Origin of the sequence: Flavobacterium sp. JAS, from assembly GCF_020991455.1 — a bacterium.
In the GTDB taxonomy this organism is placed as follows: Bacteria; Bacteroidota; Bacteroidia; order Flavobacteriales; family Flavobacteriaceae; genus Flavobacterium.
Genome location: NZ_JAJMOX010000003.1, coordinates 169,484 through 189,920, shown reverse-complemented (window position 1 = coordinate 189,920; position 20,437 = coordinate 169,484). Strand labels below are relative to the sequence as shown.

Sequence of the window (20,437 nt, the reverse complement as noted above, 5' to 3'; positions counted from 1 at the left end):
TTTCAATACGTCAATGAACTTATTGTATTGTTATTTTTTTAATCTCCTTTAGAAGATTGAATTGTGGTATTTCATTACTTAACTTTAATAAAAACAAACCTTAATCTAATTAAAAATAAAGGTCGTTTTTTTCCATTTCAGCATCCAGAGATTCATCAAGATAATAAAGCGAATCACTTTCAATTTTTCCGTTTTCTTTTATTTTACTTCTTTCATATAAAACATAACCAACTGACTTATTTAATGGAGAAGAAAAATATTTAATTTGCCAAATCTTTTTATCTCTTAAATCTAAATAAGACAGCGATGTAAAATTACTTGGCTCATATTTTAGATCATCTACATTTCGATAAAACTCAATAGAATCTTTCTTTTTATTATCAAAAAAGGTGTATAGAACAATTCTATGTTTTTTTCCACCACTTATTAATTGTTTCTCAAATTTGAAATCAATATTGTTCATTTTAACATTACTGTTCTCAAACTTCAAATAACTCTTTTCGTATAATTCATTTTGTTTTTTTAATACAGAATATCCTTTATTCTTATTTAAATTCTCAAAATATGTTTTATTCCCTAAAGCTAAATCACCTAAAAAAATATTGCTTTCTGATTTAAAATTAGCTTCTGAAACAATCAAAGTTCTATTAATTTGTTTATTTTTTACCGTATTTGATACAGACTTCTCAATTTCTTTTTTGCAAGAAATTAAAAGAATAATTATTAAAAAGAGAGTTACTAAATTTTTCATATTATTAATTTTTCTAAGTAAAAAGTTCCACCAGCTAACAAGAATATCTCATTCTTGCTAGCTGAGGCTTTTCTTTTCAATACGTCAATGAACTTTATTGTATTTTATAATCTTATACAATAATTTATTCCGATTTTATTTTAGTTTTATAAACATATCCCTTTTTACCATCTACAGTTTGTATTAACCACCAATCACTTGATTTGTCTAAAACCTTTATTTCTTCCCCAGTTTTAATTTTACCTAAAATTTCTGATGATGAGTTTTTTCCTTTTCTTAGGTTAGTATACCCGTCAGTGTCTCTAATAAAATATTTTTGAGAAATATTATTTTTTGTTGTGCATTTTTCAGCTCTTTCTGACTCATCAGGCATAGACACTAATTTATCTTCAATATTCGTTTCCTTAAGATTGATGTTTTGCAATACATCGCAATTATATTCTATAGCATTTTTACTTTGGTCCGATAATGTTTTGTAAATTATATTTCTAAGTATCCAATTTTTATTTTCATATACTATAAAATAATTATTTTCAGAAATCCCTCTATCTGGGAATTTTGTTTTTACTAATAATCCTTTTTCAGTATTAGGATTATTTACAATATCATAAACAATATTTCCCCCGTCTTCAGAAAAATTAATCGTTTTTACTGATAAAATGTAATTTTTCCCATCGCCTAAAAACAATACCAATTCATTTCCTTTATAAGGAAAACTACTCACTATCTTATCAAGAATCTTATCACCATTTATATCGAATGTTTTTATAATGTAATCTTCATTTTTCTCATAAAAGGTAAAAGTATCTTTAACATCTTCGTCACCTTTTAATTTATTTGTAAAAAGATCTTTTACAATAATTTTATTTTTTGCATTCAACTTTAAAAATAACTCATTGTTTATATTTGGGTGAGGTGAATCAAATAGAAAAAATAAAACAGATTTTGCTTCTTTTTCACTAAGTGAATTCAACAATTCCATTCTATTATTTTTTACAAAATATTCAATTGATTTATCTTGAAAATAATCAATAGCATCTGCATCCCATTTACCATTATAGCAAATGCTTGTTATATTTTTTTCATACTGTCTATATTCTTTCTTTAAAATTAAAGAGAACCAATAATCTATATATTTATTTGCGTCTTTGTATAAAATATTAGGTTTATCAGTTGAATTATTCCATCCAAAATATTCATTAAACGTTTCAAATTTATTAGGAAACTGATTTAAAAATTCAATTTCATTTTTACTATTATATGCGTTTTTGATATTAATTGCATTTTTATCCTCTTGCGAAGAATTTCTACAACTAACCAATAAAAGCAATATTAAAACATACTTATTCATACTTTTGAGTTATTATTATTTTAGCATTATCAATTCCTTTTTCTTCGACATAATCAAAAATTTCTTTTAGCTTATCTTTACTATTACCTACAAAATCAACTGATCTAGTAGAACCAGGTAAAAGACAACCTTCTGTATCTGCTGCGGTGTTTCCAGAGTGAATTAAAATCGCTCTATCTTTAGAAACTCCACTATTATAAACTTTTAAACCTTTTTTTACCTTTGTACCTTTATGCCATGCCAAATTATAAGTTCCAATTGGTATCCTTTGTTCAATCCCTGCAGTAGTTGTATCGGGTCCTTTTTCTTCCAATATAAAACCTTTTATTTCACTACCATCAATTGTAAATTCACCAATTGTTGATTTTTTAGTTTCCCATTTCCTAACTAATCGAATAGTTACTGCCTTTTCGTCAGTTGTACTAGTTGATGCTTTTTCGGAAGTTTTGTTAACACAATCTTGGGGAAATTTGAAGATTTTTTTTAAAGTATTTACATAATTTCTTCTCTCTTGCAATCCATTGCTTCCACCATTAACTAAATAACTAATTACGTCAACTTTATCATCATCAGCAATTAAACCAAAATCTACGGTACCATAACTTATAGTTTTATTTCCTTTTTTATATGATATTTTATTTTTAGGGTAATTAGGTTTATGAATTGTAACATATGAAGGAGCAGTTGATGCAGCTTTCCATCTATCTCCAACACTAAGAACTTTTCCTTGTTTCCAATACCATCCAGCGGAGTCAAAAGCATTTTCTAAATTATTAGCAATAACTTCATAATCGTCGACACACTCAACTCCACTGTAAGCTTTATAAATTTCATAATTGCTTTCCCATGTCAATTGCATAAGACCTCTACCAAAATATGGTTTATATTCACCTCTTTTACTATATTCTTTTGTAGTTCTAAACCTATCTGTTTCGAGGTAAGCTTGAGATAAAAAGTGAATTTTTCTTAGGCAAGTATTAATATTATATTTTTTAAAAATAATATTTAATTGTGAGTTAAACTTTTCAATAGTTTTATCTTTAGAATCTAATTCGCAATTATCAGATCCAAACAAATTATATTTACTCGACTTTTGTACCATCGGTTCACTATCTCTTAACTTCTCTAAGATTTTAGTAAATTCCTCCAAAGTAAAATCTCTATTACAATAACATTTACCTTTTTTATCATTTTTTTCATCCTTTTTATCAGGATCAGCAACCTTCATCACTTTATTTGTAACTTCAATCTGATCTTGCTTAAAAGCTTTAACATCAACATTAACTATTTTGCTTACTGTACTTTTTTGGGTTTGTAAAACTTCAACTTCGGCAAATAGTTCTTGTTCTTCTCCTTCTCCTAAATATCCTCCTTTACTTCTTGGTATCTTATTAAGGGTTACAGTTATGGGAAATATGTTGCTGTTAATAGTAAATTTTTGATCGACTAATAAATCATTACTAATTGAATCCTCATCATACAATCTAAGACGAATCTCCTTTCCAATTAATCCATTAGAATCTATCCATACTTTTAACTGCTTTTCCTTAAAAACACCTTTTATTGCATGATTTGCTATATCTGTAATATGCACTTTTGTAATTGCTCCTTTTGGAGCTGTCTGTGCACCAGATGTCGATGTTTTCGGTTTTGTTGTTTGTACAGGTGGAGTTGTTTTCGTTGGCTGTTGTGGCGGTGTCGTAGTTTTCCCTTTATAAGGAGCTACAGGTGTTTCAACGTCATTAACATTGACATTTTTACTGGCTAATTTTTTATCGTCAAAATCAGTTGTAACATAGTATTCATGTATTTTACCTTCATCTTTGCTCATTTTGGCGATCTTGGCAAAACTTGGTTTTAATAAAAAGTCAATATCTACAATTCCTTCTTTTACAATACCAGAACGTGTTTCCAGCAGGTTTTTTTCATTCGCCTTATTGTGTCCTGCGCCCTTTGCATCGTCTTCCCAAAGTGTCACATACACCTTGCGTCTTTCCATATGCAAACAGTGCACTCTCGCTTTAAGTGTTTGCCCGTATGATAAGGGCGCAGAAGGTTTCTTGCCACTTTTATCAAGCAATTCTATACTTTCAATTTTTGGTTTATCAGCAGGTTTGGCTTTTATGTCTATTCGTGCTACCTGATTTCCTTTTGTTGCCATAATACGAATGCCATTTCTTTCCAGACTTCTCTGCAAGAACGTATAAGAGACTTTATCTCCTTTTTTGTCATTCTCTTTTGTTTTACGCCATCTGCCATATTCTAAAACATGTACAGTCCATAAAACAGGTGTATCAAACGGGCTTTTTGGTGCCGTAGTATGAGGAAATAATGGAGCCAGAGCATTACTTATCGTGTAAAACTCTTCTTTTCCTACTACAGGATTAGGATTTCCGGTTATTTTAAAATCTGACATACTCTTTTATTTATTTACAAAAAATATCACTCTCCTCTAAACCTTTCTTAAAATCAGCTTTATTGACTAATGGATTTATTTGGTTATTTACCTGTGGTTTAGTCTTCTTTGCATTTTCTTTTCCCGGTTCTGCCTTCTGTCCGTGCTTGTCTACTGTAATACAATCCGGACCACCAATTGGGCAGGTTCCTTTACTATTTTCTAATAAAATTTTACCTTTATTTGACAGTGTCACTTTTTCATAAAAACCACTCCATTTTGTTATTGTAGCCTTGCAAGGCAAATAATCTCCGCTTCCGTTAGGCTGCATTTTGCATTTACCAAAGGTGTTTTTCTCTAGTGTTTGTCCAATTTCTTTATCGGTTGCAATGAGTTTCTTTTTACCATCTTTATCATTAGCATAATGCTTTTCTTGTGATTTAACTTTTAATGCATCTGTTTTTGGTTCGACGCTAAACTTGCATTTTAATGTTGCACCTTGTACTACTACATGTTTCTCACTCATGGCTTTACCTTTTTAGAATATTAAAATATCCTTGTTAACAGCTTTATTTTTTTTTAGAAATCTTATTAATTACTAATAAATTTTCAATTGCTATTTTCTATTTTTTCTTTTTTCAGTGGCTCAATTACTATCGTCGTTTTTATCATTTCGTCACCATCTATAAAACACTCTAAATTCACTTTTTCAACACAATACGTATCAGCATTTAAATAATAAACAGCATCATAGTTTCCTTTAAATTGATAATGTCTGTATAGTTTGTTGAACTCAGAATCTACATAATCTCCTTTTTGTTCTACTTTTATAAATCCTGATTCGTCCAGATAGGGCGCAACTTTCTGTTCAATTTCATAAACAGCTTCTTTATTTTTTTCTAACGGAAAAGAAATTGTATCCTCTAACTTCAAATTAGCAGTATATGCAACATGAATTCCGTTAAAAAAAGCTCTCAAAAAATAATCAGAACTAAGCGTTGCTAATAAATTCTCTGAATCTTCCAGTGCATATTCGATAGCATCGATATGCTTTTCTGTTACTTCGCTTTCATAATAATCTAAGATTTCTCTTTTTATAAGTTTCCAACGACTTACAATTTCGTTGTAATTAAAAATATCAATCCATTTACCAGATTCATCAACAACAATTTTAAGCGGATATAGAATTTCTGCCGTTTTTGCGTCTAATTCTTCCATAACCGTATCCGGCACTTTAGCATTAATATAAATATCTTTTCCTCTGTTTATCTCAAAAAGATGAAATCCTTTTTTATCCTCTGCAAGCCATTCTACACTCACTTCTAATTCTAAAATATCTATCTCATCACCAAATTCGGTAGTATAGGCTACTTCATATTCTTTCTTGATATTTCCAGACAGCAAAGGCAATTTATAGTTATCTCCAAAATTTACTTTTTCCGGTTTTTTCTCTATTTCCTCCTTTTTTGAAGTTTTATCTTTTTCAGGCGCCAGAATCAAAAACTCCAAATGACTTTTAAAATCAGCTTCAATCAAATCAGCAATAGGACAATATATATTATGATATCTTCTGAGTTCACGCGCATCTTCGCCAAGCTCAAGGGCTACACTTTTTAGCGTATCTCCTATTCGTATCTTGTAAGTACGATGTTTGTGATATGGTGATACCTCAGATTCTTCTATATAATACATGATCCTGAATAATTAGTTTTGTTCTACAGCAACTCTTTCTTCTTTAGCCTTATTTTTGTTTTTATCTTCACTAGGATCGTATATAAATCCTTCTTCTTTCTTTTTGCCGGTATTTAATTTAATCTCTTTTTCTTTCTGTCTTTTACAAATAATTACAGAATTCTCCGTGATACCATTCATTCCTAAGGTATACTTAGCGTCAACATATTTTGCTGCCTGATACCATTTTGGCTGCAGAAAAAATACCCAGCTGCAATTTTCTCCTTTATGCTGCAATTCGATTTTACTTTCGGCATTATGTTCATTATACCCAGTAACTGTATGATAAAATAATGCTCCAAAATCGATTCTTACCGGACCTTTTGATCTGATAGAAGTATATATTTCACTATCCGGTTTTTTCTGGATTAACAACGTAATCAACAGTAAATCTTTCATTTCAACATTATCGATCTCCGGAAAAGGATTTTTTCTTTGCGGAATTCTCCATGTAACATATTCTTTAGGAGGAATTTGCATCATATAATTAAATACAGCATAAACTCCCGTTGGCACCATAAATACCAGAAAGTGAGAACACATGATGAACGTCAGGCTGATTCCGTTTAAAGCGGTGTAAATAATAATAAACAATACACTGGAGTAAAGCGTAACGAGAAAAGCAAACAACAATTCGATACCAACTGTGGCTTTTAAATGAAATTCGTTAAAATACCAGCGATACAGGTAAACATTCAGGATTCCGAACAATAAAGAAGCGATCTGATAAAAAAGAAACTCATCAGACAGTTCTGTAAATAATTTGTTGTAGCCTAAAAAACCTACCAGGGCATATATGACCACAAACGAAAAAAGATAGATGTAAAACTTCTTTTTATACGTTACGGCAAAATCTTTTACTTTATCGCTAAATACCATTGTAAGTATGACACTAACTGCGATAATTATCACTAAAAATACAATAAGCCTAATATCCACAAGGGCTCCTAAATGCTTTTTTATCATTACTAAATTCTTGTTGTAAACCCTAAAACAGGCTGTTTACTTAAATTAAATTCTTCTGTTTGCTCATTCATCAATAAGACTGTTTTGATCTCTACTTCCATAGGAAAAAAGTGTTCGTAAAAACAATCTATAAATATTTTAATTTCTCCGTTATTGATATAACTATGAAAAGGTTTATTGGTTATTGGGCCTATTTCAATGGTTACGTATAGAGAATAATCCATGTAATTATTTCCGCTGATAAAATCAACTCCTAATCTATTTTCTCCTAATTTAATTTGCTCTCCTTCATCAATATATTCTTTTGAACTTGTTGTTGTAAAGCTTACTTTTTCTTCAATAATACTTGCCAGACAGCGACATGCGAGATCAATATCTCCAACAATTTTATAGGCATAAGGCAAAAGCTGAATAAACTTTGAGACCAAAACGGCCGGATAAATATGTGGCAAACCCCAAAAATCATAAAAAAAATCTAGTGGTTTACTCCCATTTAGCTTATACAAAAAATCCCTTTCAACGCTTTCTACTTTAGTTCTATAATGAAAAATTTCATTTTCAAACGGCGTAAAAAAATTACGGGCTTCAGCCTCCTGCCTTTTCTGATGCTTATGTTCCCGAATCATCTGCCCTACCGATTTATCGGCATTGTTCTCGCTCAGGCTATGTACAAATCCCTCCGGAAGCGCATCATACATGCTGTCTCTCGACAATTGTATGTTTAAAAATTCCTGCTTATCGTAATTATCATCCTGTATTGCGGCGCCTAAAACATCACTCCTATGCGCTCTTGAGAATTGTCCGTGATTTGAAATCGTAATTTCATCCTGAACAACAACATTACTCTCAAGAAGTTCATTAGCAATGACTTCTGCCCTGATATCATACGAAATACTCTCTATTTCGCGTACCACCTCTTCAAGACTCTTCTTACTTTTTCTTTGCATCGTCGTTAATTCGTCCTGCGCCTATGTATCGCAACTGAAAATATTCGTCGTTGAAATTGTATATAGCAAGCCCTTTATCTGTACAGGCCAAAATTCTATCATTGTGCAGATACAAACCAACGTCTGAAATAGGATGATCCTTGTCGTATCTAAAAAAAACCAGGTCTCCTTCTGCTAAAAAACTTCTTCCGGTAAAAATCTGAATTGATTTTGATTTCCACATTCCTGCAGGATCCTTTGGGAGTGTTACTTTATAAACGTCGCTGTACAGAGACTGCAGAAAATAAGAGCAGTCAATCCCATTTTTAGAGAAACTTTTTTCTCTATAAGGGGTATTGATCCACGGATCGATATACGAATACAATTTGTAGTTTGTGATTTTATTAGGCATTACAGCCAGTACTATGGAGTATTTTTCTTTTAATGCTAAAACTTCATCACTTAAATTCTCTGAATTATCGTTGACAACAGTTTTATTTTTCAAGCCTTTTTCTTCCATTCCTGATTGCTTTTTGAGCAAATCCAGAGAATAATCGTATTTAAAAGGAATTTGAGAAATATAATTTTGGGCATGACCTCCTGTAAAGAAGTGCATCAAAAAAATTAAAAAAACTGCCTGCCTCATAAAAATATTATTTGTTGTTTTTATCATTTTAGTTTTAAAAAAAATGATAACACTTTTATTCTCTATTTTGAAATCTAAGCAACACTAAAAAAATCAACATCATCATTTTTTTAGTAAAAAAACTAACAAAACAATTATCGTTAGTTCTTTTTTTTAATATGAATTTATTTACGGTCATAAAACGTTGGATTGCAAACCTACTGAAATATTTTGTAAGAATGCAAATTATTTTTGTAAAATTTATAGTATCTTTTTAAAATATTTGTCCCTATTTTTGCTTTCGTTTTTATCAAAAATATCTGACGTCTCGAATTACTTTAAAAAACTGAAATGAATAAAAAAAATATCGATATTAGAGTTGTTTTTTTCTTTGTTATATTATTATTAATTGGAATCATTACTTTTATCATTCAGCTTTTCAACCACGTAGACTGTGAAGATGCTAAATTTTATGTTTTTTCTGATCACTCGCAAACCGAGGAATCCATTGAGTTTTATGACAAAACACCCAATGCAAAATCATGGAAATGGGATTTTGGAGATGGCTCCGAACCAGATGTAAGAAAACATACTTTTCATGTCTATAAAAATCCGGGAACTTATTTTGTAACCTTAACCATAAATGAAAATTGTGTTCATACAAAAGAAATGGTTATTAAGGATAAATTTGCAGCAGATAAATTAGGCACTCCAAAAATTATTGCTGCAAAAATTATTTTTGTAGGACAGCCAACTTACTTTAAATCAGTCTCTGACGATGCCAAAACCTGGGAATGGGCATTTGGAGAAAACAAAGGAATTGACGAAACTTCATCCAATCCGGTATACACTTTTTCGACTCCCGGTGAAAAAACTATTACGCTGGTTATCAATGGAGATTTTAGTCGTGTAGCAAAAAAAATCGTCTATGTTCATCCAAAAGTGATTAAAAAAACAAATCCGTTAGACGTAACGTCATACGAATATGAGAAAAAAGCCGAAGCTTTTGCACTGCCAAGAGGTCCCGTTAAAAAAGATCCTTTAGAAGATATGCTGCAATATGTACCGGTTGCTCCAAAAACAAAATCAACAAAAGATAGCGTTAATGTGGTTAAAAAAGCTCCTAAAGTATCTGAAGATCAATTCGAAATTTTACTAACCAAAGTCGCAGAAGGCAGTAAAGTTAAAGATGATTTTACCGAATATTTATGCGATGATCTGGATATTCCGGTCGTAAAAAACGATAATGATTTATTGACATTCTCTCAATTATGTGCTTCCATTAAAGGAAAAAAAATCAGAATAGAATCGATACGATTAAACAAAGACAAGCAAAATAATTGCATAAAAGGATTGAATATCAGCTACAAAGTAAAAAAATATCTGATATGGTCTAAAGACTAAATAGTATGGAAGAAGAAAAAAATATTTTCAGCACAGAATTACTAAGCGCATTAGAAATTGCAAAAAAGATTGCTAAAACCAATTTAAATAAATATTACTCTGCATCACATTTACTTAAAGCTATCTTAAACAGGGATTTATCACTTTTAAAGCGCCTTGAAGCAATGGGCAAAGATGTTTATTATCTTGATGAATGGGCAGAAGTTCGAATGGAAGAAGAACCAAAAACAACAAATGTTCTTGACGCCGAACCAAGCGATTTAATCGATGAAATTATAAAAGAGGCAGAATCAGTCCGAATTATTTTAAATGAAGACGAAATCAGTCTTTATGCCATCATAGTGGCTATTAGTTCTCCAGGCGTGGGTTTCAACTTCGATCAGATGAAATCTTATCCTATTTCCAGAAATGAGCTATTAGAAGATCAAATTGTTATTCCGCAAGAAAATAACATCACAAAACAAGAAGTAAAAAAAGGCTTCTTAGGCAAATATACGATCCATAAAAACCTTGAAAAAAAGGCAAAAAGAGTTACTGCAATTGGCCGTGAAACCGAATTAAACACTATAAAAGAAATCCTTTGCCGATTCTCTAAACCCAATGTTTTACTTATTGGCGATCGCGGAGTTGGTAAATCTATATTGATCGATACACTTGTTCAGAATGTAATTGCAAATCAGGTTCCTGATGTTTTAAACAAAGTTCAGCTTTTTGAATTAGATTTATCCTCATTAATTGCAGGAGCTTCATACAAAGGTGAAATCGAAGATCGCTTAAAAAACTGTATTCAGGAATTAAAGCAATACCCAAAAGCGATTCTTATCATTGAAGAAATTCATACTTTGCTTGATAAAAATGGAGGCGATTCGGGTGTTTCAAATGTTTTAAAAGGCGAATTAGCAAAAGGGTTAACTATAATTGCTACTTCAACAATTGACGAATATTCGAAAAGAATTGAAAAAGAACAAGGACTTTCGGGCATGTTTGAGATTGTAAAACTCGAAGAATCTGATGATGAAACTTTGTTTCGAATGATTCGCGAATCGATTAAAATCTATCAGGAACATCATAAAATTCAAATAGATGACGAAACAATATCTGAATCTATTCGCTTATCCAGAAGGTATTTAAAAGAAAAGAGCCTTCCTGAATCAGCCATAAATCTGATTGATCACACGATGTCAGTTTTAAAGACTTCGGGTGAAACTTTCTTAAAAGAAAAACAATCAATTCTTGATAAACTGGCCGTTTTAAAGAACAACGAAACCCATTTATCTGAAGAACAATTATTAAAAGAATCTAACTGGTTTTTAACCGATTTAATCAATAAAACTACATTTTTGATGGTTGTGGATGATCAAAACGAAACCAGAACTTTTGAATCTTCCGAAGCCATCATTAAACATATTGAAGACCTGATCAATACTCTTGAAGAAAGGGCATTAGATAAGCGTGTTCATATTGAAGCTTTTGATTTATCACTTATAATTGCCCAGAAAACCGGAATTCCGGCAGGAAAATTAAAAGAAGAAGAAAAACAAAAACTGAATACAATTGAAGAGGTTTTAAACCGAAGAGTTATCGGTCAGGATCATTGTATCGCAACCGTTGCCGGTTCTATTTTAGAATCGAGATCCGGATTAAGCAAAGCCGGACAGCCAATCGCTTCTTTCTTTTTTTTAGGCCCAACAGGAACCGGAAAAACGGAATTAGCCAAAAGTCTTGCTGAATTTCTTTTTCAGGATGAAAATGCAATTATTCGCTTTGACATGTCTGAATTTAAAGAAGAGCATTCAGCAGCATTACTTTACGGAGCGCCTCCAGGCTATGTGGGTTATGAGGAAGGTGGGTTGCTGGTGAATAAAATAAGGCAAAAACCGTATTCTATCGTATTATTTGATGAAATTGAAAAAGCTCATACTTCTGTCTTTGATGTATTTTTACAAATAATGGATGAAGGAAAATTGCATGACAGATTAGGAAAAGAAGGTGATTTCTCAAACGCCATTATTCTTTTTACCTCAAATATCGGAGCTGATCATATTGTGGAAACTTTTAATAAAGGTCAAATCCCCGCTTCATCTTCTCTAATGGAAATTATGGGAAATTATTTCAGACCTGAGTTTTTAGGAAGGTTAACCGAAATTGTTCCTTTTGCTCCTATCAGCAAAGAAAATGCCTTGAAAATCTTTGAAATCCATCTTAAGAAGGAATTTATGGATTTGCTAAAAAATATTAATATCGAAGTTGAAATTCCGCTTGAAGCCAGACTTTATCTTGCAGAAAACGGTTATAATGCAAAATATGGAGCACGACCTATAAAAAGCATAATCAGAAGCCATTTAAGAAGACCATTGGCTAAGAAAATAATTTCAGGCGAAGTAAAAGATGGCGATAAAATGACCGTAATTATTGAAAATGAAGAGGTGAAATGGATTAAGGAAGAAGTTGTAATCGAGAATTAAGATCAAAAGATACTGATATAAAAAAACCGCTAAGAAAATCTTAGCGGTTTTTTATTTTTATTCTAAAACTAGTCCTATTTGGCCATCGTCATCTAATTCTGTTTCAACCGAATCATCGTCGGTAAATTCTGGTGTTTCCGGAACTTCTTCAACGGGTTCTTCATAAGGCAACGGATCTAAAAGATTAACTTGTTTTAGTTTTTCAGTAGTCAGTTGATTTCCTAATGCTTTAAGGCCTTTAATCGCAATAAAATCCTCTACATCTATATGTAAATCTTCTTTTTGAACTCCTTTTACTTTTGCGAAAACCAATTGTGCCACCGGACGATAATCTGTCGATACAATCTCTAATTGCGAATTTGCATGTTCTGTAATGAAACTTTCTTCTTTTTCTGTTTCAACAAGAAAACGTTTCAAATAATAACGTTCTTTTTCTCCATCAAAATAAATAGCCGAAATTGGTTTCTTAGGATTCCATTTCTCCAAAACAATCATATCTTCATCAAAATGAGTCGATAATTCCGGTATAATAACCTTCAATTTACCTGTTTGATTAATGATTAAGATTTTATCACTTGGTTTAAATTCGCCCAATAATTCTCCTCTTGCATCAACATTCAAACGTTTTACAGTATCATCAAACCAAACTTTTCTTGGCAATAAAGTCGAAATTCCTTTCTCTTTTAATTCGATTTTCTTGATTGGATACTTGGTAACCAAATTTCCTTTTGACGCACGGCCTTTAATTGCTAATTTGGCAAAATCGATATCAAATTTCAGTTTCTTGATAGTTCCAATCTGACGCAATAAAATTGTAATTACCTCAGCTTCCCCATTTGGATTATGTGAAAAATAAACGACTTGTGAACCATTCGTCTCATTTGTTAAATCATAAGGTTTATCACGCGTTACACCTGAAACATTAAAACGTTTAATATAAGATGGTCCTGATTTTCCGTCACGGTAAATCATGTTGTAAATTGTACGTTTATCGCTCTTATCAAAAATCGCAACGTGAATTATATCTTTACCTACAAATGTTTTGGCATCTACCTTTGTTACAAGCATTTTACCATCTCGTAAAAACACAATTACATCGTCGATATCAGAACAATCGGTAAGATATTCATCTTTTTTAAGAGACGTTCCAACAAAACCTTCTTCGCGGTTTACGTAAAGTTTTGTATTACGTAAAACTACTTTTGTAGCCTCAACATTATCAAAAACACGAAGTTCTGTTTGACGTTCGCGGCCTTTTCCGTATTTCTCCTTTAATTTTGTGAAATAAGCGATCGCAAAATCTGTCAAATGCTCCAGATTGTGCTCTACTTCTTTCATTTCATCTTCTAACTTAGCAATAAAATCATCGGCTTTATCAGAGTCAAAACGAGTGATACGAATCATAGGAATCTGAGTCAGTCTTTGCAAATCGTCATCGTTGATTTCTCTAACGAATGATTTTTTGAAAGGCTCAAAACGATCGTACAAATATTTATAAAGAGATTCTCTATCTGAATATAATTTGAAATCAATGTACATTTCTTCACGAATGAAGATTTTCTCTAAAGTAGAGAAATGCCATTTATTCTTTAACTCTTCTAATTGAATTTCTAATTCCTGACGAAGTAAATCTACTGTTCTGTGTGTCGAAATTTTCAACATTTCAGAAACTCCAATAAACAACGGCTTGTTATCTTCAATAACACACCCTAAAGGTGCTACAGAAGTTTCGCAAGCTGTAAAAGCAAACAAAGCATCGATAGTTTTATCTGGAGAAACACCTGGGAAAAGATGAATCAATATCTCAACATCGGCAGCGGTATTGTCTTCGATTTTCTTGATTTTTATTTTACCTTTATCATTGGCTTTCAAAATACTATCAATCAAAGTCGTTGTATTGGTCGAAAACGGAATTTGCGTAATTACCAAGGTATTCTTGTCTAATTGTGCAATTTTAGCACGCACACGCACACGTCCGCCACGAAGTCCGTCATTATAATTCGACACATCGGCAATACCTTGTGTCATGAAATCAGGATATAATGTAAAGGCTTTTCCTTTTAAAATCTTGATCGAAGCATCAATTAATTCATTGAAGTTGTGAGGTAAAACTTTAGTCGAAAGACCAACCGCAATACCTTCTGCTCCTTGTGCCAAAAGCAACGGAAACTTTACCGGAAGATTGTTTGGTTCTGCACGACGACCATCGTACGAAACACCCCAATCGGTAATTTTTGGAGAATACAAAACCTCCAAAGCAAATTTAGATAAACGTGCCTCGATGTAACGAGAAGCCGCAGCTCCGTCACCTGTTAAGATATTTCCCCAGTTTCCCTGGCAATCTATTAATAAATCTTTTTGACCAATTTGCACCATCGCATCACCAATACTCGCATCTCCGTGTGGGTGATACTGCATGGTGTGACCTACAACATTGGCAACTTTATTATAACGACCATCGTCTAATTCTTTAAGCGAGTGCATAATACGACGCTGAACCGGTTTAAAACCATCTTCGATTGCCGGAACTGCACGTTCAAGGATTACATACGAAGCATAATCAAGGAACCAGTCTTTGTACATGCCCGTTACTTTGGTAATAACGTCTTCTCCTTCTTCTTCTTGATTTTCGTAAAAATGCTGTCCTTCAAAATGTTTAGCATCTACGTTGATAATTTCATCGTCGCCGTCTTGATTGTCATCAATTTGGTTTTCATCTGAATTATTCTCGTCGTCGTTTGGAATTATGTTATCGTCTTCTTCGTCTTTCATTTTTATGCTGAATTTATTTCAGTATGTTTATGATTTAATTTTATTTTAAAATCCTTCTATTTTTAAAAAATATGAACTCTTCATCTATATTTTTATCTTCTATAAAAAGTTTAATTCCAAACTTTTTAAATAATGCTCCCATATCAGAATAACAGTATTTTTGAAATCCATCAAGATTAAGTGAATTGCTTGAAGCATTACATTCTATGCAAAACTCATTATAGGCAATAATTCTATTTTTAGCATCTCTAAACAAAATCATGTGTCTTGGATTATAACACGCTGATTCAATTTGTTCCAAAGTACAAGTGTCACATACTATTAGATTTAAAAGTTCTTTCTCCTGAATCTTATTAAGTACAACTCTCTCCTGAATCATTGTACTGTCAAAAGTTAATTTATAATTATCAACTAATATCTTATAAGTTTGAGATTCTCCTTTATATTTTGTGTCCCAACAAACTCTATTATAATAAGAAACTAATTCAATTTTTGAATAATTCTTTAAAGGGAAATCTCTCTTTGTAATCATTTTACTAAATGATTGGCTTTCTATCTTTTCTTTTTTACAAGAAATAAGAATTAAGATAAAAATCAAAAATAGTATTCTCTTCATATAATTATTCCATTTCTAATTAAAAAGAATAAATTTCGTCAACACTGTCGACGAAATTCAAATTATAAATTCCGCAACACTGTCGCGGAATTTTATATCTCAAAAACCCCAGTCAGTGACTGAGTTTTTCATATTTATTTTAAATTTCTAAACTTCAGCCTCAACTGCATCCAACTCCACTTTCAAATTCTTTATAATAAACTCTTGTCTGTCCGGAGTATTTTTCCCCATATAGAAAGATAACAATTGCTCAATCGAAGTATTTTTATCCATCATAATTGGGTCAAGGCGAATCGTTTCTCCAATAAAATTCTTGAACTCATCTGGAGAAATCTCTCCCAAACCTTTAAATCGGGTGATTTCCGGTTTTGGTTTTAGTTTTTCGATGGCATCTTTTCTTTCTTCTTCTGAATAACAATAGATGGTTTCTTTTTTATTTCGAACCCTGAAAAGTGGTGTTTGCAAGATATACAAATGTCCTTCCTTGATTAATTCAGGGAAAAACTGAAGGAAAAATGTAATCAACAACAAACGAATGTGCATTCCGTCGACATCGGCATCGGTTGCGATTACGATGTTGTTATAACGTAATTTTTCTAATCCGTCTTCGATATCCAAAGCTGCCTGGAGTAAGTTGAATTCTTCATTTTCATAAACAATTTTCTTGCTCATTCCGTAGGAGTTCAAAGGCTTACCACGTAAACTGAAAACTGCCTGAGTATTCACGTCACGCGACTTTGTAATAGATCCGGAAGCCGAATCTCCCTCGGTAATAAAAAGTGTACTTTCTAAGTTTCTTGGGTTTTTAGTATCCGGAAGATGTGCGCGGCAATCTCTTAATTTTTTATTATGAAGATTGGCTTTTTTAGCACGATCTGTTGCCAGTTTTCTAATTCCTGACAATTCTTTTCTTTCGCGTTCAGCTTGCAGAATTTTACGTAATAAAGCTTCTGCCGTTGGCGTGTTTTTATGTAAATAATTATCTAGTTTGTTCTTCACAAAATCATTTACAAAAGTACGAACCGAAACTGCCGGAGTTCCGTCATCAGAACCCATATCTGTCGAACCTAATTTAGTTTTGGTCTGAGACTCAAAAACCGGTTCCATAACCTTGATACTAATCGCACTCACAATCGATTTACGAACGTCTGAAGCTTCAAAGTTCTTGTTGTAAAACTCACGAATCGTTTTTACAATTGCTTCTCTGTAAGCTGCTAAGTGCGTTCCTCCTTGTGTGGTATTCTGACCGTTGACAAAAGAGTGATATTCTTCGCTATATTGCGTTTTACTGTGTGTTAAAGCGATCTCAATGTCATGATCTTTTAAGTGAATAATTGGATATTCAAGATCTTCTTCGCTGATAGTTTCTTCTAATAAATCTCTAAGACCATTTTCAGAAATATATTTTTCCCCATTAAAAATAATTGTCAAACCATTGTTTAGGTAACAATAGTTTTTAACCATTTTAATGACATATTCCATACGGAATTTGTAATTTTTAAAGATGGTTTCATCTGGCGTAAAAGTTACTTTTGTTCCTTTTCGCTTTGTTGTATCAACTATATCTTCTTCAAGAACCAGATTTCCTGCTGAAAATTCTGCTCCTTTTTGTTTATCATCACGAACAGATTCTACACGGAAATAATTTGAAAGTGCATTTACGGCTTTTGTTCCGACACCGTTCAAACCTACTGATTTCTGGAAAGCTTTAGAATCGTACTTTCCTCCCGTATTCATTTTTGAAACTACATCAACTACTTTTCCTAACGGAATTCCACGTCCGTAATCACGAACCGAAACCGTTTTATCCTTGATAGTCACTTCGATAGTTTTCCCCGAGCCCATTACGAACTCATCGATACAGTTGTCTAAAACCTCTTTTAACAGAATATAAATACCATCATCCGGCGAAGATCCATCTCCCAATTTTCCGATATACATCCCCGGACGCATACGGATATGTTCTTTCCAATCGAGTGATCGAATATTATCTTCGGTATATTGATTTTGCTCTAGCATAAAGTAAATTGGATTTTTGGCTAATGTACCATTTATAGTCAAAAAATGAAAGCGTATTTTTTTTTTTGTTACGATTAATAACAGCTTTAAATCCTATTTAAATTGATTTTAAAATAATACGACCGTTAAAAGTATAAAAAATCAGCCTTTAAACAAAAAAATACTATTTGATTCCCAGTACTTCTTTCGCCAAATCAATCATTTCGGGAGTTCCCGTATTTTTATTTTTCTCGTCAGAAAGTTTCACAACTCCTTCCCAATGTCTGTTTTCCATTTTTACTTCTGTCAATTTTATAACCATATTCATAGATGACAAACCTACATCATTGGTAAAATTGGTTCCAATTCCAAATGACATTTTGATTTTATCTTTACAAAAATCACTTATGTTTTTTACTTTATCATAATTCAAAGAATCTGAGAAAACAATTACTTTCGATTGCGGATCAATTCCCATTTTAGTATAATGCGAAATTACTTTTTGTGCAAACTCAATTGGATCTCCGCTATCATGACGCACTCCATCAAAAAGTTTGGAGTATTTTTTATCAAACTGACTGAAGAAAATTTCACTAGTATAAGTGTCTGTTAAAGCAATACCCAGATCTCCGCCATAAACTTGTGTCCAATGTTCAAGGCTCATAAAATTAGCCATTTTAAACCCGTACTGCGCCGCATGAAACATAAACCATTCGTGTGCATGTGTTCCTAAAGGCCGCATGTTATTGACCATCGCAAAGTGTACATTACTAGTTCCTATAAAACTTTGAGAACCAAAAGTTCGCAACGTTTCGTTTATCAAAACATGTACATCATAAGAATGACGGCGTCTTGTGCCAAATTCTAAAATTGCAACTCCAAGCTTGTTATAATTATCAATTTTGTTTTTAGTAAGCTCTTTTACAGCCTTATCGTTTAAACGAATTAAATGATTGGATTTATAAAAAAGTTCCGAAATTAATGCCATCAAAGGCACTTCCCACAAAATAGTACGATACCAATACCCCTCAACAGTAACTTTTAATTCAGAACCTTCCTGACTGATTTGAACTTCTGACGGATCATAAATATAGCCATGCAAAAAATCAAAATAAGTAGGATCTAAATAAGGACAATGATGAGACAAATAGAGTTTTTCGTCTTTTGTTAATCGCAAATCGGCCATGGCATCAACTGATTTCCGTAGTAAATCTCCAAAGCCTGGCGGAAAACTATGTTTACCCCTATTTATAAAACCATAACGAACTCTTGCCTTTGGAAAAAGTTTTATTACAGTATGCTGCATCGTAAATTTATAGAAATCATTATCTAATATTGATTTCAGGAAAGTTGTTTCCATAATCCGGCTACTCTATATTAATTTTCAAAACCCTAATTGCTAAGATACGCCAATTCGATAAAAGAAGAAAGTTCTTTAAATAAACATCTCGATTATATTTACTCTGGAACTATTTTAAAAGAAGCAATGCTGTTCTGATATAGAAAAAAAGTAATAAATGAACCCATTTTTTTATCGTAAGCAACTTGAAATTCTAACGCTCCTCTTACTTCTCTTGGATTTTCAACTTTAGCAGGCTGACCTTTTTTCAAATAAAAAAGGGGATCTTTTTTTGAAATATTTTTTATTCTAAAAATGATTTTATCTCCGTCATTTGCTTCAATTATTCCAGAATTAGGTAATAAGATTTCATAATCGCCTTCGATAGTTGCATCAAAAATAAGAGGTCCATTTAAGAAATCGTCTTTGCTTAATTTTTCATTTAAATAAACTCCGGAATCGGGAAAATGCTTTGCAAAAAAGTACTTGGGATCTGTATCAAAATAAACAGAATTAAAATAATTTACCATCGCTCTTTTGTTACTGTCATAATATCCTTGTCCCCAGGTAACATCAACCAAAATCCATTTTCTATCAATTTGAACTGTATTCCAGGCATGATTTGATTGTGAATTTTGACGGCCAATATCGCTTAATAAGCGTTTAGAATCACCACGAATAACTTCAGATTTCAAACCGACTAAAGACGCTAAACGCTGATATAAAAGTGTAAAACCTTCGCAAACTGCTTTTTGAGAATCAAATGCTTTTTGCCAGGTTTTGTCCTTTAATGCTTCTATCTGTTTTTGCTTTTCAGCTTCGGTTCTATAGCTAAATCTTATTGATTTTGGAGGGTTCAGATACGATTTATAGTCGTACTTTATATTCAAAGCAATCCAACTGTAAATTGCCCTTGCTTTATCGTGTTCTGTTGTGAAATCTGTTTGAATTCGTTCTGCCAAACTTTCTGTAGAACTAAAATGTTTGGGATATTTCAGTACAATCTTATCAATCGCATCATATTTTTGAGAATACGACGAATACGGAAAAATAAAACTCAAGAAAAGAAATATAAAGGCAATCTTTTTTATTGTCATG

The 20,437-nt window shown here is 32.1% G+C and carries 15 protein-coding genes; 2 read left to right on the top strand and 13 right to left on the bottom strand.

The features are described from left to right. Positions 1-109 precede the first annotated feature (109 nt). The 8 genes from LPB88_RS04850 to LPB88_RS04815 all read right to left on the bottom strand — a co-directional run bounded on the left by LPB88_RS04850 (position 110) and on the right by LPB88_RS04815 (position 8,766). Complete coding sequence (locus tag LPB88_RS04850; RefSeq protein ID WP_230713019.1) at positions 110-751, bottom strand: hypothetical protein; 642 nt, start codon at positions 749-751, stop codon at positions 110-112. A 124-nt stretch (positions 752-875) separates the two neighbouring features. Beyond that, positions 876-2,102, bottom strand: a complete 1,227-nt coding sequence (locus LPB88_RS04845; RefSeq protein ID WP_230713017.1) for an SH3 domain-containing protein — start codon at positions 2,100-2,102, stop codon at positions 876-878. Then, positions 2,095-4,518: a DUF5675 family protein gene (locus tag LPB88_RS04840; protein ID WP_230713015.1), complete on the bottom strand. Its 2,424-nt coding sequence runs from the start codon at positions 4,516-4,518 to the stop codon at positions 2,095-2,097. The genes LPB88_RS04845 and LPB88_RS04840 overlap by 8 nt, the downstream gene beginning before the upstream one ends. Before the next feature lie 10 nt (positions 4,519-4,528). Further along, positions 4,529-5,023, bottom strand: coding sequence for a DUF4280 domain-containing protein (locus tag LPB88_RS04835; protein ID WP_230713013.1), 495 nt, complete (start codon positions 5,021-5,023; stop codon positions 4,529-4,531). An 83-nt stretch (positions 5,024-5,106) separates the two neighbouring features. After that, positions 5,107-6,189 (bottom strand): peptidoglycan-binding protein LysM, encoded by a 1,083-nt coding sequence (locus tag LPB88_RS04830; RefSeq protein ID WP_230713011.1) that lies wholly within the window; start codon positions 6,187-6,189, stop codon positions 5,107-5,109. Between the two features lie 12 nt (positions 6,190-6,201). After that, on the bottom strand, positions 6,202-7,194 hold the full coding sequence (locus tag LPB88_RS04825) for a TssN family type VI secretion system protein (RefSeq protein WP_230713009.1): 993 nt from the start codon (positions 7,192-7,194) through the stop codon (positions 6,202-6,204). A 2-nt stretch (positions 7,195-7,196) separates the two neighbouring features. Beyond that, positions 7,197-8,141 (bottom strand): type VI secretion system baseplate subunit TssG, encoded by a 945-nt coding sequence (locus LPB88_RS04820; protein ID WP_230713008.1) that lies wholly within the window; start codon positions 8,139-8,141, stop codon positions 7,197-7,199. Then, positions 8,125-8,766 carry a C40 family peptidase gene (locus LPB88_RS04815; RefSeq protein WP_230713007.1) on the bottom strand — a complete coding sequence of 214 codons (642 nt, stop codon included), beginning with the start codon at positions 8,764-8,766 and terminating at the stop codon, positions 8,125-8,127. The genes LPB88_RS04820 and LPB88_RS04815 overlap by 17 nt, the downstream gene beginning before the upstream one ends. Positions 8,767-9,096: 330 nt before the next feature. Here LPB88_RS04815 and LPB88_RS04810 point away from each other — a divergent pair, with 330 nt between their 5' ends. Both LPB88_RS04810 and LPB88_RS04805 read left to right on the top strand, forming a co-directional pair. Then, on the top strand, positions 9,097-10,149 hold the full coding sequence (locus tag LPB88_RS04810) for a PKD domain-containing protein (protein ID WP_230713005.1): 1,053 nt from the start codon (positions 9,097-9,099) through the stop codon (positions 10,147-10,149). 5 nt (positions 10,150-10,154) lie between these two features. Next, positions 10,155-12,614 carry an AAA family ATPase gene (locus tag LPB88_RS04805; protein ID WP_230713003.1) on the top strand — a complete coding sequence of 820 codons (2,460 nt, stop codon included), beginning with the start codon at positions 10,155-10,157 and terminating at the stop codon, positions 12,612-12,614. 57 nt (positions 12,615-12,671) lie between these two features. Here the strand turns inward: LPB88_RS04805 and LPB88_RS04800 are convergent, their stop codons facing one another. The 5 genes from LPB88_RS04800 to LPB88_RS04780 all read right to left on the bottom strand — a co-directional run bounded on the left by LPB88_RS04800 (position 12,672) and on the right by LPB88_RS04780 (position 20,436). Next, positions 12,672-15,386 carry a DNA gyrase/topoisomerase IV subunit A gene (locus LPB88_RS04800; protein ID WP_230713001.1) on the bottom strand — a complete coding sequence of 905 codons (2,715 nt, stop codon included), beginning with the start codon at positions 15,384-15,386 and terminating at the stop codon, positions 12,672-12,674. 40 nt (positions 15,387-15,426) lie between these two features. After that, entirely contained in the window at positions 15,427-15,918 is a 492-nt protein-coding gene (locus LPB88_RS04795; protein ID WP_230712998.1) for a hypothetical protein, read from the bottom strand. Between the two features lie 231 nt (positions 15,919-16,149). Next, entirely contained in the window at positions 16,150-18,021 is a 1,872-nt protein-coding gene (locus LPB88_RS04790) for a DNA topoisomerase IV subunit B (RefSeq protein WP_230712996.1), read from the bottom strand. A gap of 163 nt (positions 18,022-18,184) precedes the next feature. Next, positions 18,185-19,360, bottom strand: a complete 1,176-nt coding sequence (gene pncB, locus LPB88_RS04785) for a nicotinate phosphoribosyltransferase (protein ID WP_230712994.1) — start codon at positions 19,358-19,360, stop codon at positions 18,185-18,187. Between the two features lie 98 nt (positions 19,361-19,458). After that, positions 19,459-20,436, bottom strand: coding sequence for a transglutaminase domain-containing protein (locus LPB88_RS04780; RefSeq protein ID WP_230712992.1), 978 nt, complete (start codon positions 20,434-20,436; stop codon positions 19,459-19,461). Position 20,437 lies beyond the last annotated feature (1 nt).

What these genes read in the sequence shown, in the direction of transcription:
- LPB88_RS04850 (WP_230713019.1), bottom strand. Translation starts at nt 751, where the DNA reads ATGAAAAATTTAGTAACTCTCTTTTTAATAATTATTCTTTTAATTTCT.
- LPB88_RS04845 (WP_230713017.1), bottom strand. Translation starts at nt 2,102, where the DNA reads ATGAATAAGTATGTTTTAATATTGCTTTTATTGGTTAGTTGTAGAAAT.
- LPB88_RS04840 (WP_230713015.1), bottom strand. Translation starts at nt 4,518, where the DNA reads ATGTCAGATTTTAAAATAACCGGAAATCCTAATCCTGTAGTAGGAAAA.
- LPB88_RS04835 (WP_230713013.1), bottom strand. Translation starts at nt 5,023, where the DNA reads ATGAGTGAGAAACATGTAGTAGTACAAGGTGCAACATTAAAATGCAAG.
- LPB88_RS04830 (WP_230713011.1), bottom strand. Translation starts at nt 6,189, where the DNA reads ATGTATTATATAGAAGAATCTGAGGTATCACCATATCACAAACATCGT.
- LPB88_RS04825 (WP_230713009.1), bottom strand. Translation starts at nt 7,194, where the DNA reads ATGATAAAAAAGCATTTAGGAGCCCTTGTGGATATTAGGCTTATTGTA.
- LPB88_RS04820 (WP_230713008.1), bottom strand. Translation starts at nt 8,141, where the DNA reads ATGCAAAGAAAAAGTAAGAAGAGTCTTGAAGAGGTGGTACGCGAAATA.
- LPB88_RS04815 (WP_230713007.1), bottom strand. Translation starts at nt 8,766, where the DNA reads ATGAGGCAGGCAGTTTTTTTAATTTTTTTGATGCACTTCTTTACAGGA.
- LPB88_RS04810 (WP_230713005.1), top strand. Translation starts at nt 9,097, where the DNA reads ATGAATAAAAAAAATATCGATATTAGAGTTGTTTTTTTCTTTGTTATA.
- LPB88_RS04805 (WP_230713003.1), top strand. Translation starts at nt 10,155, where the DNA reads ATGGAAGAAGAAAAAAATATTTTCAGCACAGAATTACTAAGCGCATTA.
- LPB88_RS04800 (WP_230713001.1), bottom strand. Translation starts at nt 15,386, where the DNA reads ATGAAAGACGAAGAAGACGATAACATAATTCCAAACGACGACGAGAAT.
- LPB88_RS04795 (WP_230712998.1), bottom strand. Translation starts at nt 15,918, where the DNA reads ATGATTACAAAGAGAGATTTCCCTTTAAAGAATTATTCAAAAATTGAA.
- LPB88_RS04790 (WP_230712996.1), bottom strand. Translation starts at nt 18,021, where the DNA reads ATGCTAGAGCAAAATCAATATACCGAAGATAATATTCGATCACTCGAT.
- pncB (WP_230712994.1), bottom strand. Translation starts at nt 19,360, where the DNA reads ATGGAAACAACTTTCCTGAAATCAATATTAGATAATGATTTCTATAAA.
- LPB88_RS04780 (WP_230712992.1), bottom strand. Translation starts at nt 20,436, where the DNA reads ATGACAATAAAAAAGATTGCCTTTATATTTCTTTTCTTGAGTTTTATT.